12 protein-coding genes are annotated in these 15,151 nt (G+C 59.5%); 3 read left to right on the forward strand and 9 right to left on the reverse strand.

Annotated features, from left to right (window positions below; genetic code table 11):
- The first annotated feature begins 7 nt into the window (after positions 1 to 7).
- Both dgoD and SJY32_RS16270 read left to right on the forward strand, forming a co-directional pair.
- Positions 8 to 1,156, forward strand: coding sequence for a galactonate dehydratase (gene dgoD, locus SJY32_RS16265; protein ID WP_376878180.1), 1,149 nt, complete (start codon positions 8 to 10; stop codon positions 1,154 to 1,156).
- Position 1,157: 1 nt separating this feature from the next.
- Positions 1,158 to 3,410, forward strand: a complete 2,253-nt coding sequence (locus tag SJY32_RS16270) for a glycoside hydrolase family 2 TIM barrel-domain containing protein (RefSeq protein WP_376878183.1) — start codon at positions 1,158 to 1,160, stop codon at positions 3,408 to 3,410.
- Between the two features lie 52 nt (positions 3,411 to 3,462).
- On the opposite strand, the gene purU is transcribed toward SJY32_RS16270, so the two are convergent.
- A complete protein-coding gene (gene purU / locus SJY32_RS16275; RefSeq protein ID WP_376870942.1) occupies positions 3,463 to 4,347 on the reverse strand; it encodes a formyltetrahydrofolate deformylase in 885 nt (294 codons plus the stop codon).
- 10 nt (positions 4,348 to 4,357) lie between these two features.
- The gene (gene folD / locus SJY32_RS16280) at positions 4,358 to 5,308 is read right to left on the reverse strand and encodes a bifunctional methylenetetrahydrofolate dehydrogenase/methenyltetrahydrofolate cyclohydrolase FolD (RefSeq protein WP_376878186.1); all 951 of its coding nucleotides are present in this window, start codon (positions 5,306 to 5,308) and stop codon (positions 4,358 to 4,360) included.
- Positions 5,309 to 5,551: 243 nt separating this feature from the next.
- Here folD and SJY32_RS16285 point away from each other — a divergent pair, with 243 nt between their 5' ends.
- Positions 5,552 to 6,562, forward strand: a complete 1,011-nt coding sequence (locus SJY32_RS16285) for a LysR family transcriptional regulator (protein ID WP_376878189.1) — start codon at positions 5,552 to 5,554, stop codon at positions 6,560 to 6,562.
- A 48-nt stretch (positions 6,563 to 6,610) separates the two neighbouring features.
- Here SJY32_RS16285 and SJY32_RS16290 read toward each other — a convergent pair whose 3' ends face one another.
- The 7 genes from SJY32_RS16290 to SJY32_RS16320 all read right to left on the reverse strand — a co-directional run bounded on the left by SJY32_RS16290 (position 6,611) and on the right by SJY32_RS16320 (position 15,058).
- Positions 6,611 to 7,840 carry an ABC transporter permease gene (locus tag SJY32_RS16290; RefSeq protein ID WP_376878192.1) on the reverse strand — a complete coding sequence of 410 codons (1,230 nt, stop codon included), beginning with the start codon at positions 7,838 to 7,840 and terminating at the stop codon, positions 6,611 to 6,613.
- Entirely contained in the window at positions 7,837 to 8,643 is an 807-nt protein-coding gene (locus tag SJY32_RS16295) for a taurine ABC transporter ATP-binding protein (RefSeq protein WP_376878195.1), read from the reverse strand. Before SJY32_RS16295 ends, SJY32_RS16290 begins: the two co-directional genes overlap by 4 nt.
- A gap of 63 nt (positions 8,644 to 8,706) precedes the next feature.
- A complete protein-coding gene (locus SJY32_RS16300) occupies positions 8,707 to 9,702 on the reverse strand; it encodes an ABC transporter substrate-binding protein (RefSeq protein WP_376878198.1) in 996 nt (331 codons plus the stop codon).
- Between the two features lie 122 nt (positions 9,703 to 9,824).
- On the reverse strand, positions 9,825 to 10,751 hold the full coding sequence (locus SJY32_RS16305; RefSeq protein ID WP_376878201.1) for an electron transfer flavoprotein subunit alpha/FixB family protein: 927 nt from the start codon (positions 10,749 to 10,751) through the stop codon (positions 9,825 to 9,827).
- On the reverse strand, positions 10,751 to 11,509 hold the full coding sequence (locus tag SJY32_RS16310) for an electron transfer flavoprotein subunit beta/FixA family protein (protein WP_376878204.1): 759 nt from the start codon (positions 11,507 to 11,509) through the stop codon (positions 10,751 to 10,753). Before SJY32_RS16310 ends, SJY32_RS16305 begins: the two co-directional genes overlap by 1 nt.
- Positions 11,510 to 11,576: 67 nt before the next feature.
- On the reverse strand, positions 11,577 to 14,000 hold the full coding sequence (locus SJY32_RS16315) for an FAD-dependent oxidoreductase (RefSeq protein WP_376878207.1): 2,424 nt from the start codon (positions 13,998 to 14,000) through the stop codon (positions 11,577 to 11,579).
- Between the two features lie 149 nt (positions 14,001 to 14,149).
- Positions 14,150 to 15,058 (reverse strand): LysR family transcriptional regulator, encoded by a 909-nt coding sequence (locus tag SJY32_RS16320; protein ID WP_376878210.1) that lies wholly within the window; start codon positions 15,056 to 15,058, stop codon positions 14,150 to 14,152.
- Between the last annotated feature and the right edge of the window lie 93 nt (positions 15,059 to 15,151).

Here is a 15,151-nt window from a genome sequence, read left to right on the forward strand (position 1 = left end):
GGCCAATATGAAAATCACTGCAATCGAGACCTTCATCGTGCCGCCGCGGTGGTGTTTTGTGAAAATCAGCACCGATGAGGGGATTTCCGGCTGGGGCGAACCGGTGTTGGAGGGGCGCGCGCAAACCGTGGCCGCGATGGTCGACGAGCTGTCGGATTACCTGATCGGCAAAGACCCGCGCTTGATCAACGATCATTGGACGGTGATGTACCGCGCCGGATTTTATCGCGGCGGCGGGATTCACATGTCGGCGATTGCGGGCATCGATCAAGCACTTTGGGATATCAAGGGCAAGGCCTTGGGCCAGCCGGTGCATGCGCTTTTGGGCGGGCAATTGCGCGATAAAATTCGGGTCTATAGCTGGATCGGCGGCGATCGCCCCGGCGATACGGCGCGGATGGCGCGCGACTGCGGAGACCGCGGCTTCACGGCCGTGAAGATGAACGGCACCGAGGAGATGCAATTCGTCGACAGCCACGCGAAGGTCGATCAGGTGTTGGAGCGCGTGCAGGCGATCCGCGATGAGATGGGCCCTGATTTCGGCATCGGCATTGATTTCCATGGCCGCGTGCATCGCCCGATGGCGAAGGTTCTGGCCAAGGAATTGGAACCGTACCGGTTGATGTTCATCGAGGAGCCGGTGCTGTCGGAACATGCCGAGGCGCTCCGTGAGATTGCCAATCATTGCTCCACCCCGATTGCTTTGGGCGAGCGGCTTTATACGCGTTGGGATTTCAAGACGATCCTTCAGGAAGGCTTCGTCGATATCATCCAGCCCGATCCTTCGCACGCCGGCGGGATCACCGAAACCTACCGGATTGCGGCGATGGCGGAGGCGCATGACGTGGCGCTGGCGCTGCATTGCCCGTTGGGGCCGATTGCGCTGGCGGCGAACCTGCAACTGGACGCCGTGTGCTACAACGCCTTCATTCAGGAACAATCCTTGGGCATCCATTATAATGAGGGCTCGGATTTGCTGGATTACCTGACCAATCCCGAAGTGTTTGAATATAAAGACGGTTTTGTGGGCATCCCGCAGGGGCCGGGCCTCGGGATTGAGGTAAATGAGGATAAAGTCCGCCGCGAGGCCGCCAATGGCCATCGCTGGCGTAACCCCGTTTGGCGTCATGCCGACGGCAGCTTTGCGGAGTGGTAAGATGCGCAATATTCAAAAACTGAACGCAGATTGGACGTTTAAATCCGGATTTGACGCGGGATGGATTAACGCTGATCTGGCGGGTGAGGCGATCACCCTGCCCCATAATGCCGTCGATCTGCCGCTCAATTATTTTGACGAGACCGCCTATCAGCACGCCTTCACCTATCAGCGCGCGCTGATCTGGGACGATGCGTGGGACGGCGCGGAGGTTGATCTGCGGTTTGACGCGGCGATGGCGGATGCGGTGGTCTGGTGCAACGGCGTGGAAGTGATGCGCCACGCGGATGGCTACACGCCCTTCACCGCGCGTTTGACCCCGCATTTGACCAAGGGGATGAACCTTATCACCGTGCGGATTGACGGATCGGAGAACCCCGAAATCCCGCCGTTTGGCGGCCGGATTGATTACCTGACCTATGCCGGAATTTACCGCGATGTCTGGCTGCGGGTTCTGCCCCGCGCCCATATCCGCAATGTGAAAATCGAGACGCCGGAGGTTTTGGCCACCACAAAAACCGCGCTGTTCAAGATCAAGACCGAGGCGGCATCGGGCACAGCGCAGGCGGTAATTTTTGATGCTGCGGGGGCGGAAGTGGCGCGCGGCAGCGGCCAGATTTCCGGCGATCAGGCGGAGATTGCGATCACCGATCTGCGCGGCATTGCGCTTTGGTCTTGCGAGACGCCCACTCTTTACACCGCGGAAATCACGCTTTCGAGCGGCGATAAAATCCTGACGCGGTTCGGCTTCCGGCAGATTGACTGGACGCCGAACGGGTTCTTGCTCAATGGCGAGGCGCTCAAATTGCGCGGCCTCAACCGCCATCAAAGCTTCCCCTATTCCGGCTACGCGCAGGGCAAACGCGCGCAGGAACGCGATGCGGAAATTCTGCGCTTTGATCTGGGATGCAACATCGCGCGCACCTCACATTACCCGCAAAGCCCTTATTTCCTTGATCGTTGCGATGAAATCGGCCTTTTGGTGTTTGAGGAAATTCCGGGCTGGCAGCATATCGGCGGCGCAAAATGGCAAGAGGAATCCGTGCAAAACGTCGCGCGGATGATTGAGCGGGATTGGAACCACCCCTCGATCATCATCTGGGGCGTGCGGATCAACGAGAGCTTCGATAATCACGATTTCTACACCCGCACCAATGCGATGGCCCGCGATCTCGATCCCACCCGCCCGACCGGCGGCGTGCGCTATATTACCGATAGCGAGCTGTTGGAAGACGTCTACACGATGAATGATTTCGTGCTGGGCGAGTTCGATCTGCCCGGCAATAACCGCCCGCGCACGCCTTTGCGCACCCAAGCCGAGGTGACCGGCCTGCCCAAACCCGTGCCCTATATTATCACCGAATATAACGGCCATATGTTCCCCACCAAAGCCGGCGATCCCGAGGCGCATCAGACCGAGCATGTGATCCGGCATCTGGAGGTGCTCAACGCCGCCTACGCCGATCCCAATATCTCCGGCTGCATCGGGTGGTGCATGTATGATTACAACACCCATAAAGATTTCGGCGCGGGCGACCGGATTTGCCACCACGGCGTGATGACGATTTTCCGCGAGCCGAAATTCGCGGCCTATGCCTATTCCAGCCAAAAGCCCGCATCCGAGGGCATCGTGATGGAGCCGGTGACGGTTTGGGCGCGCGGCGAGCGCAATATCGGCGGGGTTTTGCCGCTGGTGATCCTGACCAATTGCGATGAGGTCGAGCTGGCCTTCGCCGATGTGGTCAAACGCGTCGGGCCGGATTTGGAGCGGTTCGGCCATCTGCCAAACCCGCCGGTGATCATCGATGATCGGCATTTCTCGCCCGATGAGCTGGGCCATTGGGGGCAAAGCTGGCACGGCGGGCGGATCACCGGATATTTGAACGGGGAGAAGGTCGCGGAGCGGATTTTCCCCGGCGATAGCGTGCCAACCACGTTGGAGATTGCGCCCGATGTGTGGGAGGCCGAGGCCGACGCAAGCGAGGATATCCGCGTGATCTTCCGCGCGCTCGATCAGGCCGGCAACAAGATGATGTTTCTCAATGAACCCCTGACGCTACAGGTTGACGGGCCTGCGACGTTGATCGGGCCGGAGATGACGGTGCTGGCGGGCGGAACATCGGGCGCGTGGCTGCGGTTGACCGGCGGGATCGGCGCGATCAGCTTGAGTGTCACATCGCCCCGTTTTGGAACGCAGGTTGTAACCTTGCAAGCAACCCGACCCGCGCCGCAATCCGCGCAATTCGCGGTCTGATCAAGCACAACAGCGCCGCCCGTGCTGACCACGGGCGGCGACAAAACCTACCTCACCCCATGCGTTCTGAGGAGTAGCTTCCTGGCGAGGCGGGGACGACGATCGTTTTGTTTCCATTGAGGAAAACGCGGTGGTGGGCGTGGGCGTGGATGGCGCGGGCGAGGACTTGCGCCTCCACATCGCGGCCCAGCGACACGTAATCCTCGGGCGATTGCGCGTGGGTCACGCGGATCGTGTCTTGCTCGATAATCGGCCCCTCATCGAGATCCGCCGTCACGTAATGCGACGTCGCGCCGATCAGCTTCACGCCGCGCTCATACGCCTGTTTATAGGGGTTCGCCCCCTTGAAACTGGGCAGGAACGAGTGGTGAATGTTGATGATCCGCCCCGACATTTTCGCGCACATCTGATCCGACAAAATCTGCATGTACCGCGCCAGAACGATCAGCTCCGCCCCCGCATCCTCGACGACCTTCATGATCATCGCCTCCGCCTCAATCTTGTTTTCCTTCGTCACTTTGATGCAGTGGAACGGGATATCCTGATTCACCACAACCTTTTGATAATCCATGTGATTCGAGATCACAGCCACGATATCAACCGGCAGCGCGCCGATCTTCACGCGGTACAAAAGATCGTTCAAACAATGCCCGAACCGCGACACCATGATCACGACTTTCATCTTTTTCGCCGCGTCATGGAACGCAAAATCCATCCCGAATTGCGCCGCCACAGCCGCGAAATCCTCGCGCAATTCCGCCTCCGATACGCCCTGTTCGGACACCAGCCCGATCCGCATGAAAAACATATCGGTCGCGAGGTCGTCAAACTGCGAGCTGTCAATAATATTGCAACCTTTCGTCGCCAAGAATGACGAGATCGCAGCGACAATGCCGCGTTGGGAAGGACAGGTCACCGTCAGGCAGTATTTGGTCATTTCAACATCCTCATGACGCGCTGGAAAGCGCGGATTCCGAAAGGTTATGCGCATGGCAACATGCGGTGAGCGTGTTTGCGAGCAAGCAAGCGATGGTCATCGGCCCGACCCCGCCCGGCACCGGCGTAATCGCCCCCGCAACTTTGCTGACCGAGGCAAAATCAACATCCCCCACAAGCCGCGTCTTGCCATCATCCGCGGGCACACGGTTGATGCCAACATCAATCACCGTCGCGCCGGGTTTGATCCAATCGCCTTTGACGAGCCCCGGCACACCGGCGGCAACGACGACAATATCGGCCATCCGCGCGAGCTCAGGGATGTTCGTCGAGGATTTATGCGCGACGATCACCGTGCAATCGGCATTCAAAAGCAACCGCGCCATGGGCTTGCCGACGATATTGGAATGGCCGATCACCAGCGCCGTTTTGCCGCGGAAATCGGGGTAAATCCGCCGCAGCATCATCATACAGCCGCGCGGGGTGCAGGGCACAATCGCATCCTGCCCCGTGCCGACCATGCCGACATTCGAGATGTGGAACCCGTCCACATCTTTCGAAGGATCGATCGCGTTGATCGCCAAGGTGGAGTTAAGATGCGGCGGCAACGGCAGCTGGATCAAGATGCCATGCACCTCGGGATCGGCGTTGAGGCGCCCGATCAAGGCGAGCAGTTCCGCCTCGGTCGTCTGCTCCGCGAGGCGAAATTCGAACGAATTCATCCCCGCCTCCACGGTTTGCTTGCCCTTTGAGCGGACATAAACCTCCGACGCGGGATCAGTCCCCACCAGCACCACCGCCAAACCCGGCGTGATCGCGTGATCACGCTTCAACCGCCCGACCGCCAAAGCCATCTCCGCCCGCAACCCCGCCGCAAGCGCCTTGCCGTCAATCACATCAGCATCCCGCGAAGCCATGTCGAGCGAGGGGGATAGGGGCGTCTGGATCGGACAGTCGGTCATGGGATCTCCGCGTTGAGGCAATCGTTTGTGGCACTAAACTGGGGCTTGCCCGCGCGGTCAATTGCCCTGATGCCGCGTTCAGAAAATTAGAACGTGACCTCAAACAAAGCCGAACAGGGGGCCTTCACGAGATAGGAAAAAGCCAACTAAGCCCCTAACTATCTTGCAATATTTCGCAATTCTTTTACACTTTCCCCCGACTTCCGGCCCCCGCCCCCCCGCAGATGAAAGGCCTTTATCGCCATGGCAAACCCTGTCGAGCCCGCGCGCCTCACTGCAGATGCTTCGGGGCGGCTGACCCTCCGCGGGTTGCGCGTTTTCATTGCGCTGGAGGAAGCAAGGTCACTGGGCGAGGCCGCGAAATTCCTGAATTTGAGCAAGTCGAACGTCTCTCAACATATCACCGCGCTGGAAGCCAGCATCGGGACGCGCTTGTTTGACCGCCAGCAAAAACCGGTGACGCTAACGCCGGCGGGGCAAGTTCTCAGCCTGCACGCCCACCGGATTCTGGCGATGGTATCGGTGGCCGAGGCATCGTTGGCCGAGCTTAGCCTTGCCGGTTTGCCTCAGTTGAATTTCGGTATTATCGACGATCTGGATACGTCACTGACGCCGGTTCTCGCCGCATCACTGCAATCGCAAATGCCCAAATGCTTCATCCGGACCTTCTCGGGCAGATCGGATCAGGTCACCGCACGCCTCGCCGCGCGAGAGACAGATATTGCAGTGACCGCATCAATTCCGGTGGATATGCACCGGTTCCACGTTGTGCCATTGCTGCGCGAGAAGTTTGTCTTGGTCACCGCGAAGGGGAGCTATACCCGCGGAGGGGATTGGCGGGCGCAGCTATCGGAGCTGCCCTTCGTGCAATATTCCGAGGCGATGCCGATGGGGCAATTGGTGGCGACGCATCTGAAACGCATCGGTTTTCATCCGTCCCGGAAATTCTCTTTTGAAACAAGCCGCTCGGTGATTGCGACAGTCGCTAAAACCGGCGGTTGGACATTGACGACGCCGCTCAGCATCCTCGATACGCTGCGGTTTCGTGACCAGATCGACATCTGCCCATTGCCGTTCGCCGGCGTGTCGCGGCAGATCTACCTGATCAGCCGCATGGACGAGCTTGGCTCTCTGCCTGACCTGTTGGCCAAACAATTCCGGCAGCTCTTGCAAGAGGAGGTCGTGCCCGATTTCGAGGCCGCCGCGCCGGATCTGATCGACGCATTAGAAGTATCGGGCGATGCGTTGCTGTAAAGGCTCGGGCGGCTGTCGTCGCCCAAGCCTTGTTTTATCGCGTCGCGATTAACTACGCCCTTTCCACGGGACGAGTTTGATCTCCGCGCGGCGCATCAGCACATCAATCCCATAGCCGATGATCCCGATGAGGATGATGCCCATCAACACGATATCGGTGAGCTGGAATTTTGAGGCCGCGATGATCATCATCCCCGCCCCCATCTGCGCCGCGACGAGTTCCGCCGCGACAACCGTGCCCCAGCAAATCCCCATTGCGACACGCGCGCCGGTAAAAATTTCGGGGAGCGAGTTCGGCAAGATCACATGCCGCAAGATCTGCCATTTTGAGGCGCCAAGCGAATAGGCCGCGTGCACTTTGGTGATGCTAACGCCCGAAACCCCCGCGCGCGCCGCAATCGTCATGACCCAAAGCGCAGCCAAGAACAACAGGACGATCTTGCCGGTCTCCCAAATCCCGAACCAGATAATCACGAGCGGAATCAACGCCAAAGGCGGCACGGGGCGCATGAATTCGACGATCGGATCAAACCACCCGCGGAACCATCCCGAAAGGCCCATCGCATAGCCAAGCGGAATCCCGATGATCGACCCCAACGCAAACCCCGCCAGAACCCGCATGAGCGACGCGCCCAGATGTTCCCAAAGCGTATAGTTCTGGTAGCCGTTGACGGCGATCTCAACGAAGCGGCTGGCCACGGCTTCTGGCGAGGGAAGCCAGATCGGCTCCATCTGGAGCCCTTTCGCGGACACGAAGGAGAGCGTGCCCTTCGCCGTCAGGGAGACTGTGCCGTCATCGATATCAATCCGCTCACCCGCCGCGATCGGCGTGCCATTGATCGAGATGACCTGCGGATCACCGTCTATTTTCAAAAGCTTATCGCGGCCCGCCTGCACAACGACGGGCGCTTGCGCGCCCGCGCCTGCTTGCGACGGCGCGCCGACCGGCTCAACCAGCAAGCGCATATCGCCCTCGATCACCTCCCCCGCCTCGGTGCGCGCCTGATAGGAGAATTCGGTCTCGCCGATAAACGGTCCGGGCACATGCAGCGGCACATATTTCGATCCCGTGAACGCACCCCAAAGCAAGAAGATCACCAAAACGGAAATCACCGAGGCCGCACGATCGGCGGTGATCGCGCTTTCATCCCCGAAAGTGACCGTTTTGGCATTCACGAAATCATTGAGCTTCACGCGCCGCTGCCTGACCGCGCGCAACAGCGCCGCCGATAGTGAAAACAAAACGATATAGGCAAGGAGGATTGAGAGAGCGGTCATTTTTCGGCTCCTGTGCGGCCCATGATTTCTTCTTCCATGTTCCAGATCATCGTGAGGATCTCCTCACGGGTTTTCACGAATTCCGGCATCTTTTTAACCTCGCGCAGGTCACGTCCCGCGCCAAGTTCCGCGAAAGGAAGCCGATATTCCTTGTAAATCCGTCCCGGGCGCGGCGCCATCACGATGAGCCGTTCGCCCAGCAAAAGCGCCTCCTCGACGGAGTGGGTGATCAACATCACTGTCTTGCCGGTCTCTTTCCACAGATTGAGCACCAACGATTGCATCTTCTCGCGGGTCAGCGCGTCGAGCGCCCCGAGCGGCTCGTCCATCAAGATCACGTCGGGATCATTCGCAAGACAGCGCGCCAAAGCGACGCGTTGCTGCATCCCGCCGGAGAGCTCATAAATCGCTTTCTCGCGGAAATCATGCAGGCCGACGACATCGATCAAATGGTCGACCATCGCGCCGAATTGAGCTTCCGATTTTCCCGCCATGCGCGGCCCGAAGGAGACGTTTTCGCGCACATTCATCCACTCGAACAACGCCCCTTTTTGGAAAACCATCCCCCGTTCCGCATCCGGCCCCTTGACCGCGTGGCCATTGAGGCTGATTTTGCCCGAGGTCGGGGCCAAAAACCCTGCAACAATATTCAAAAGCGTGGTTTTACCGCACCCCGATGGCCCCAAAACGGACAACAACTCCCCCGGTTTGAGATCGAGAGACACATCTTGCAACGCCTGCACATGTGATCCGTTCGGCAGATCAAATCGCATCGAAACATTGTTGAGTACTAATCCGGACATTCGGGCAATCCCCCCTCTGCGGTCGTAAATGAGGGGGCGCGCAAACGCCCCCTCGCACGCGAATTAACGGCTTTGAACGGCCTGCATCGGCGCAAGATTGATCAAAGCGCCGTAGCTTGGCAAAACCGCCGGAACGGTGCCGTGTTCAAAGAAGAACTGCGCCGCGCCGTCGAGATAGGCGCCGACGGTCTTGCCCATCCATTTGTCCGACAGAACCTCATCCGCAGGCAGGAACACAAAGTCATTGATCGTGGCCTCGGCGGCAGAAACTTCCATACCCGCATCTTTCGCGATGACGGGCAACATATCGGCACGGGTTTCGCCCGCGTTCCATTCCGCGTTCATATCGGCCGTAACCGCCATGAAATCATTAAGCAATTGCGGCTCCGCGCTCGCGAAACGCGACGTTGTCGTGATCAGGTCGAAAGACAGGATCCCGATATCTTCTTTCTCCGCGCCGGTCAGCAGAACGTTGCCGAATTCCTTCATCCGCGCCAATGCGCCGCCCCAACCGCAAGCCATATCGACATTGCCCTGCGACAACGCCGCCGCGCCCTCGGCCGGTTCCATATCGACAATCGCCATCGTGGAGGTATCGACCCCGAAATGCGCCATCAGCTGCAAGAATGTGTATTGCGCACCCGTGCCCACGGGCACGGCAACGCGCTTGCCGGCGAGCTCGGCCGCGCTGTCTTTATCGATCTCCAAACCGGAGGCGACAACGCAGTTCTCATTCTCCGCATAGGAGGCGGCAACGTCGACGATCTGTAAATCCTGGCCTGCGGAGGTCGCGCTAATGAAGGGCAAAACGCCTTGGCTCACCGCGATTTGCACATCGCCCGCGGCCATCGCCGCCGACATGGCCGCGCCCGAACCGAAGGCGACCCAATTCACTGGCACGCCCAGCTTTTCGTCGTAAATTCCTTGAGCTTTCGCGAATTGGAACGGCATCGGCCATTCTTGAAAATACGCAACCGTGAGGCGGTCTTGCGCGAAGGCGGGCGACATGGCGATGAGAGAAGACAAGACAAGCGTCGTGAGACCGGTTTTGGTGTTCATTTTATGCTCCTTGTTGGTGAAAGGCCGCGCAAAACGCGGCTCAAAGACGATCGGTTTTCCGATTTCCATTATGGGTCGCGGCGCGCACAGTGATGCGCGCGCCGCCATCGTGAAGGCGGGGCTTAAATCTTCCCCGTCAATTCCGGCACGGCGTCGAAGAGATCCGCGACGAGGCCGTAATCGGCGACTTGGAAGATCGGGGCTTCCTCGTCTTTGTTGATCGCGACGATGATTTTCGAATTTTTCATCCCCGCCAAATGCTGGATCGCGCCGGAGATCCCGACCGCGACGTAGAGGTCCGGCGCCACGACTTTGCCGGTCTGGCCGACCTGCCAATCGTTGGGCGCATAGCCCGAATCCACCGCCGCGCGCGAGGCGCCAACGGCCGCGCCGAGCTTGTCCGCGAGGCCGGAGATCAGGGCAAAATCGGCCTCCGATCCCACGCCGCGCCCGCCCGAAACGACCACCTTCGCGGACGTGAGCTCGGGACGATCCGAGGCCGCGACCTTATCCTCAACCCAAGTGCTCAAGCCGCTCACCGTTGCGCCGGAAATTGCCTCAACGGCGGCCGCGCCACTCGCCTCGACGCCGGTAAACGCCGCGGTGCGAATGGTTAACACCTTAACCTTATCCGATGATTTCACCGTCTGGATCGCGTTGCCCGCGTAGATCGGCCGCTCGAACGTATCGGCATCAATCACCGCCGTCACATCGCCCAAAATCATCACGTCCATCAGCGCCGCAACCCGCGGCAGGATGTTCTTCGACGCCGCCGTCGCCGCCGCAACGATGTGGCCGTAATCGCCCGCAAGCCCCGCGATCAGCGCCGCCGTGGCCTCCGCTATGCCGTGATCGTAATCCGCCAACTCTGCGACCAAAACCTTGGAAACGCCCGACAATTTCGCCGCCTCCGCCGCCGCAGCGTCACATCCCGCGCCCGCGATCAGCACATGGACGTCGCCCAAACTTGCCACCGCCGCCAAGGTTTTCGCCGTTGCGTCCACCGACAATTCGCCGCCCTGAACATCCGCAAAAAGAAGAACAGCCATCACAGCACCCCCGCGTCTTTGAGTTTCGATACCAGCTCGTCCACCGAGCCAACCTTGATGCCCGCCGCGCGGCCCGCAGGCTCCACCGTGTTAACAACCGTTAAGCGCGGGGCGACATCCACGCCGTAATCGGCGGGCGTTTTCTCCTCCAGCGGCTTTTTCTTGGCCTTCATGATATTGGGCAGCGACGCGTAGCGCGGCTCGTTGAGGCGCAAATCGGCGGTGATAATTGCCGGCAATTTGACAGAAATCGTCTGCAACCCGCCATCAACTTCGCGCGTGACCTTGGCCGCGCCGTCCGCGATCAAAACCTCGGATGCGAAGGTCGCTTGCGACCAACCGAGCAGCGCCGACAGCATCTGGCCCGTCGCATTCATATCATTATCAATGGCTTGCTTGCCCGCGATCACGAGACCGGGCGCCTCCGCCTCGACCACTTTCGCGAGGATTTTCGCCACCGCGAGCGGCTCGATATCGGTGTGAACATCCTCCGCCGCGATCACCAAAATCGCGCGGTCCGCCCCCATCGCCAAAGCCGTGCGCAGCGTCTCCTGCGCCTGCTTCACGCCGATCGAGACGACGATCACCTCCTCCGCCGCGCCCGCCTCTTTCAAACGGATCGCCTCCTCAACGGCAATCTCGTCGAACGGGTTCATCGACATCTTAACATTCGCAAGATCAACCCCGCTCCCATCCGCTTTCACACGAACCTTCACGTTATAATCAATCACGCGTTTGACTGGGACTAGAACCTTCATTTGGCCTCCGGAAGACTATTAGGAATTGGCAGGGGACATGCGCCCCCTGCGGTGTTGTGTGGCGCGATTACGCGCGGATTTTAGCGTTTTCCGGATCGTAGAGATCGAATTCCACCACCTCTGCGGGCACCGGCACGCCGATCACTTCGACCATCAGCTTGGTGCCGATCGCGGAATATTCGGGCGAGAGGAAGCCCATCGCGATGTTTTTGCCAACGCGGTGGCCCCATCCGGCGGAGCTGATCGTGCCGACGCATGTGCCATCTTCCAGCACGATGCTATCGCCGCCATGCGCGGGGGCATGGGTACAATCCAGAACGAGGCTGACGAAATGCTGACGCAGGCCTTTCTCATTCTGGGCAAGCATGGCCTCCTTGCCGATGAAGGCCGGTTTGTCGGTTTTCACGAACCGGTCCAGCGCGCTTTCCATCGGGTTGAATTCGGTGATCAAATCAGCCTTCCAGTGACGGTAGCCTTTTTCCAGACGCATCAATTCAACCGCCATCGACCCGAACAGCGACAGGCCGAGCGGCTTGCCCGCGTTTTGCAGCGCGAGATAGGCGGCGTAGAGCTGGTTGTTGGGCACATGGATCTCATAGGCCAATTCGCCCGAGAAGCTGACCGACATGATCACCGCAGGCGCGATGCCCACGAAGGCGCGGCGCACGGAGAGCCACGGGAACGCCTCTTTCGACCAATCGCCACGCGACACAGCCGAGAGCAATTCGCGCGATTTCGGACCTGCGATCACGAGGATCGTGTAGTCATTGGTGAGCGATTTGACCTGCACGGAGCCGTCATCGGGCAGGTGCTTTTGCAGCCAGTCCATATCGTGATATTCGGACGCCGCGGCCGAGCCGTACCAGATCGTATCGGCATCCAGATTGGCGAGCGTGGCTTCCGCTTTCACGTTGCCGTGGTGGTTGAGCAAATAGGCCAGACCCACTTTGCCAACCTTGGTCGGAACGCGGCCGCAGACCATCGTATCAAGCCAGGCTTTTGCGCCGGTGCCGGTGATCTCGAACCGGTTGAACCCGTTGACTTCCGTCATCCCGACGCCGCTTTGGATCGCGGCAATCTCTTTGGCGACAACGTCAAACGTCTCGTTGAAATAGAAGCTGTGGGTCTCGTGGAAGTCCGGTGTCGGCTTGATATAGGCCACACGTTCCCAGCCGTTGACGACGCCAAATTCCGCACCTGCCGCCGCCAAAATCGGCGTGATCGGCGTGGTTTTCATCGGACGGCCCGCCGGACGATGCTCATGCGGCATGTGGAAGCGGAATTCGTTTTGGTAATCTTCAATCGCTTTGAGCGCGGTCAGTTCCACGTTGCAATGGCCGGTGAAACGACGCGGGTCGGTGACCCAAGTGTCATAGCAGGCCTCGCCGTGGACGATTTGTTGCGCGAGCAGCCAGCCGTGGCCACCGCCCTCGCCCAGACCTGCGCGCAGGCCGATGATGCAGAACGCGTTGCGCTTGCCCGGAATCGGGCCGACCAGCGGCGCGCCGTCGATCGTGTAGGTGATCGGGCCGTTGACGACGGTGTGGATACCGACTTCGGTGAGCGCCGGCATCCGTGCAAACGCGCCCTCAAGCACGTCGGTGACGCGGTCGAGATCGTCGGGGCACAGAGCGTTGACGAATTTCGGGTCGATCCCGTCCATCCCCCACGTGCGGCAATCTTGCTCGTAGAAACCAACCAGCAGGCCGTTTTTCTCTTGGCGGCAATAGTAATCGGACACGGGGCAACGGATCAGCGGCATCCGGTGGCCGGCTTCCTCAATCGCTTTGATCGGCTCGGTCAGGAAGTATTGGTGCTCCATCGACATGACGGGGTGGTGCACGCCCATCATCGCGCCGACTTCGTTCACGCGGTAGCCGCAGGCGTTGACCACGATTTCGCAATTGATGTCGCCGTGCTCGGTGTGAACCGTCCAGCTATCGTCCTTATGCTGGGTGAGGCCGGTGACTGGCGTATTGCGATACACCTCCGCGCCGGCCAAACGGGCACGACGGGCGAGTGCTTGGCACAGCTGCGCCGGATCAATATCACCGTCCAGCGGATCCCAAAGGCCGCCCAGAAGGTTGTCGGTCGAGATCAGCGGGTGGCGGCGGGCGCATTCTTCCGCGTCGATGATTTCAAACTCAACGCCCATGCCTTTGGCGACACTGGCGAAGTGACGATAGCCGTCCATATGCGCCTGCGTATTGGCCAAACGCATCCCGCCATCGGCGTGGTGGTAGTTGATCGGGTATTCCGGATCATCCGCCAACTCTTTGTAAAGTTTGATCGAATGGCTTTTCAGGCCGACCATCGTTTGCACCGCGCCGAAGTTCGTGACCTGCGCGGCCGAATGCCACGTCGTCCCCGAAGTCAGCTCGTTGCGTTCGACTAAGACCACGTCGGTCCAGCCTTCTTGCGTCAGGTGATAGAGGGTGGAACACCCCGCGATACCCCCGCCGATGACGACCACACGTGTTTGACTTTTCATAGCAACCTCACCTTGCATTTTTCTGAATTGCAATCAGATGACGCTGCGTTTCGGGATCGGTCAATTGGGCGCGTGATGCGTTCAGAAAATCAGAACGACCCCTAAAATTAAGCAGAACAGCCGCGCGCCGCGGCGCCGTTAGATCGCCGTCAGATCGCCGCCAGTTGCGACCAGAAGATACCTTCGGCCATGTTGCGCGCGCCTTGCACCCGCACCGCGATCACCTGCAAATCAAACACAGGCAGGACCGGCGAAAGGTCAAACAGGGTGCCTGCGGCCAAACGCTCCTGCGCGAGGGATTCGGGCACCCACGCCACCCCGAGCCCGATCGCCGCCATCTCGACCGCCGCCAATGTCAGGGCCGTTTCCAGCTTTGGCGCATGATCCAGCGCGGGATTCAAAAACGGCAGGATCTTGCGTTCCATCACCTGCCCCAAAAATACATCGGGTGGATACGTAATATAAGGCAACTCAAAGCGTTGATCGCCGTTTTGCGCCGTCAGCGCGCGGCGTAAATCCGGCATCGGGCTGTTGAAAACAGGAATCAAGCGATCCGACCCGATCACCAGCTCTTCGAGGAAATCCGTGCCGAAATCGTTCAGCTCATCGGGCATCCGGTAGACAATCGCCACATCCGCCTGCCGCGATAACAACATGCCCGTGCATTCGTCGAGGTTGGCCGATCGGAGCCGCACGTAGATCCCGTCACGCTCCATCGGCATTTGCTGCAAAAGGGCCGGGACGCGCATCGCGGTGAGCGAATGTTGGCACGCGATCACCACGCGGTTGCTCGTCATCCGCTCGCCGCGCCGCAAATCAACGACAAGCTGCCGCAGAGCCATCGTCAATTGGACGATCTGTTCGCTTTGCGCGGTTGTCGTCGGTTTCAGCCGAATCGGCTTATGGGCGCGATCGAACAGTTCGACGCCAACGTAATCTTCAATCTGCTTAATTCTTCGCGAAAATGCTGATTGCGTGAGCATCCGCCGTTCGGCGGCGCCGCTGAATGATCCGGTATCGGCAATCGCGAGGATGTCTTCCAACCATTCAAGACGCATATCGCACCTAACTTGCAAGTTTTGCATAACATATCAAAAATTTCGAATTTGCATAGCCGTTTGAGATGCGCAACGGTCAGATCATACAAGTTA

It is taken from the genome of Albirhodobacter sp. R86504 (genome assembly GCF_042466415.1).
GTDB lineage: Bacteria > Pseudomonadota > Alphaproteobacteria > Rhodobacterales > Rhodobacteraceae > Albirhodobacter.

Excerpts from the sequence above, each read along its gene's own strand:
- dgoD (WP_376878180.1), top strand. The coding sequence starts at position 8 with ATGAAAATCACTGCAATCGAGACCTTCATCGTGCCGCCGCGGTGGTGT.
- SJY32_RS16270 (WP_376878183.1), top strand. The coding sequence starts at position 1,158 with ATGCGCAATATTCAAAAACTGAACGCAGATTGGACGTTTAAATCCGGA.
- purU (WP_376870942.1), bottom strand. The coding sequence starts at position 4,347 with ATGACCAAATACTGCCTGACGGTGACCTGTCCTTCCCAACGCGGCATT.
- folD (WP_376878186.1), bottom strand. The coding sequence starts at position 5,308 with ATGACCGACTGTCCGATCCAGACGCCCCTATCCCCCTCGCTCGACATG.
- SJY32_RS16285 (WP_376878189.1), top strand. The coding sequence starts at position 5,552 with ATGGCAAACCCTGTCGAGCCCGCGCGCCTCACTGCAGATGCTTCGGGG.
- SJY32_RS16290 (WP_376878192.1), bottom strand. The coding sequence starts at position 7,840 with ATGACCGCTCTCTCAATCCTCCTTGCCTATATCGTTTTGTTTTCACTA.
- SJY32_RS16295 (WP_376878195.1), bottom strand. The coding sequence starts at position 8,643 with ATGTCCGGATTAGTACTCAACAATGTTTCGATGCGATTTGATCTGCCG.
- SJY32_RS16300 (WP_376878198.1), bottom strand. The coding sequence starts at position 9,702 with ATGAACACCAAAACCGGTCTCACGACGCTTGTCTTGTCTTCTCTCATC.
- SJY32_RS16305 (WP_376878201.1), bottom strand. The coding sequence starts at position 10,751 with ATGGCTGTTCTTCTTTTTGCGGATGTTCAGGGCGGCGAATTGTCGGTG.
- SJY32_RS16310 (WP_376878204.1), bottom strand. The coding sequence starts at position 11,509 with ATGAAGGTTCTAGTCCCAGTCAAACGCGTGATTGATTATAACGTGAAG.
- SJY32_RS16315 (WP_376878207.1), bottom strand. The coding sequence starts at position 14,000 with ATGAAAAGTCAAACACGTGTGGTCGTCATCGGCGGGGGTATCGCGGGG.
- SJY32_RS16320 (WP_376878210.1), bottom strand. The coding sequence starts at position 15,058 with ATGCGTCTTGAATGGTTGGAAGACATCCTCGCGATTGCCGATACCGGA.